Genomic DNA, 2,494 nt, shown 5'->3' on the forward strand with positions numbered 1-2,494 from the left:
GGCCTGGCCGTCGCTGGCCGATGACGCCGCGCGGGCGCTGGAGGCGGTCGCCGCCCAGGGGCCCGCGTGCGGCGTGCACGTGATCGCGCTGGTGGAGGACGGCGGGACGGCCGTCGTCGGCCGTCGGGGGCACGAGACGCTGACCGGCGCCGAGACCCTGCGCGTGGCCGGGCCCGCCGGGGATCCCGCCGCCGGCGGCCTGTTCGCCGCCGGGGACGGGCCCGACGGCGACGGGGCCCCCACCGCCGGCCCGACGATCTGGAGCTGTTCGCTCGCCGGGCCGTTGGAATGCGAGCTGGACGACCCGCCGCCGCCGGAGCTGGTGGCCGCGGTCGCCGAGTCCGTCGCGGCCGCCACGGCCGTCGAGGCCGCCCGCCCCCCGGACGCCCGGGCGCTGCTGCCCGACACGCTGTGGAGCTTGGACGCGGCCGGTGGCCTGAGCGTCCCGGTGGCGTTCGGCCCGGACGGCCCGGTCACGCTCCGCTTCGACGACGACACCGTCCACGCGCTCGTGGGCGGGCAGGCCGGCTCGGGCAAGTCGACGCTGCTGCTCGACGTGGTGTACGGGCTGGCCGCCCGCTACGCCCCCGAGCAGCTGCGCTTCCACCTGCTCGACTTCAAGGAGGGCCTGGAGTTCGCCCAGTTCGCGCCCCGGGCCGGCGACCCGTTCGTGCTGCCGCATGCGGACACCATCGGGATGGACAGCGACCGGGAGTTCGGTGTCGCCGTGCTGCGCCACGCCCGCGCCCAGATGCAGCGGCGGGCCCTGGCCATGCGGGCCGTCGGCGCCCGGGACCTGCGTGGCCTGCGGGCCGCGCGGGGCGGCGCCGGCTGGCCGCGGATCCTGGTGGTGATCGACGAGTTCCAGGTGATGCTCACCCCGCTCGACGCGGTGTCGCGGGAGGCGGTCTCGCACCTGGAGGCGCTCGCCCGCCAGGGCCGCGCCTACGGCATCCACCTGCTGCTGGCCAGCCAGACGCTGTCGGGTATCGACGCTCTGGACGCCACCGCCGGCAAACGTGGTTCGATCTTCGGCCAGTTCGCGTTGCGGATCGCGCTGCGTACCTCGATCTCGGAGTCCCGGGTGCTGCTGTCGACCACCAACGAGGCGGCGGGTGCGCTCGCGGGCGTGGGGGAGGCCATCGTCAACCGGCGTAACGGCCACCCGGCCGGCAACGAGCTCGTCCGGGTGGCCTACCCCACGCCGGCGGTGCTCACGTCGCTGCGCGCGAGCCTCGCGCGGGCGGGCGCTCCCGGCGCGCCGGGCCGTCCCGGGCCGCGGGTCTTCGTCGGCCACGCGCCGGCGGTCCTGGACGACAACCCGCTCTACCGGTCGCTCGCGGGCGCGCCCGTCCCGGTCGAACGCGCCGAGCGGGCCGGTGCCGCCGACGTCGCGGTCCTCGAGAGCGCCCACGAGGGCAACGCCGGCCACGGTGGTGCGCCCGACACGGCCGGCGGCGTGACCGGCGCTGTGACCGACGACGCGGACGCCGCCGGGGCGGCCGAGCCGCTGGCCCTGGTGGGGGTTCCCCTCGACCTGCATCCGGCGGCCGTCGGGGTGCGGCTGTCCCCGCTGCCGGGACGCAGCCTCGCGGTGCTCGGGCCGTTGCGCCGGGAAGCGGTCGGGGTGCTGCAGGCGGCCGTGGTGAGCGTCGCCGGCCAGGCCGTGCAGGGCGGTGTACGGGTCGACATCGTCGCGGTCACCGCCGAGACCACGCAGGCGGCCGAGGTGCTCGCCGGCCGGGTCCGCGCCGCCGGGCAGTCCGCTCGGGTCCATCCGCCGGCGGCGTTGCGCCGGGTGCTGCGGGAGGTCAGCGACGAGGTGCGGGAGCGGGAGGACGCCGCCCTGGCCGGCGCGGCCGGTACCCCCTGGCCCGGTGACCGGTCCTACGAGCGGCTCGCCCGGCCGGTGCGGCTGCTCGTCCTGTTCGCCGCCGACGCCGGGCGGGCCGTCCTGGAGGCCAAGGAGCCCCCCGCCCGCCGCTCGGGCCTGGACGACCTGCGTTTCATCACCCGCCGGGGCCCTGGCCAGCGGGTGCACCTGCTCGGCTGGTGGCGCGGCCCGGGCCGGCTGCTCGACGACCTCGGCCCGATGCACCGTGACGACGTGGGGGCGTGGGTCGCGGTCGGCGTGCCCGCGAGTGACCTGTTCAGCCTGGCGGGCAACCGGTCGGTCACCGCGGGGACGGGCCCGAACCGGGCGGTCCTGTTCGACCGGAACGGGTATGCGGAGGCCCGCACGATCGTCCCGTTCTCACCGTTGCCGGCCCAGGCCGGGCCGGCGGCGGCGGTGACGGGCGACCAGCGGCACGACCGGGAGCACGGCCGGGACGGCCGGGAGCCGTGGAGGAGGCTGCCGGGTTGACCGGTGCGCCCGCGACCCACGAAACGAGGATCATGGTTGACGTGCCCGACCAGCCGGGTGGCTTCCTCGCCGTACCGGAGGCTGAGCCAGGGTGGCGGGCCGACGCCCGCCACGAGCCCGCCCTGCGCG

Annotated in this window: 1 protein-coding gene; it reads left to right on the forward strand. The window is 77.6% G+C overall.

Annotated features, from left to right (window positions below):
- The coding region (locus tag NBW84_RS22895) for an FtsK/SpoIIIE domain-containing protein (protein ID WP_250287313.1) at nt 1–2,365 on the forward strand (2,365 nt) is incomplete at its 5' end.
- Nucleotides 2,366–2,494 lie beyond the last annotated feature (129 nt).

Source organism: Protofrankia sp. CiP1_Cm_nod2 (assembly GCF_920664355.1).
Lineage (GTDB): Bacteria > Actinomycetota > Actinomycetes > Frankiales > Frankiaceae > Protofrankia.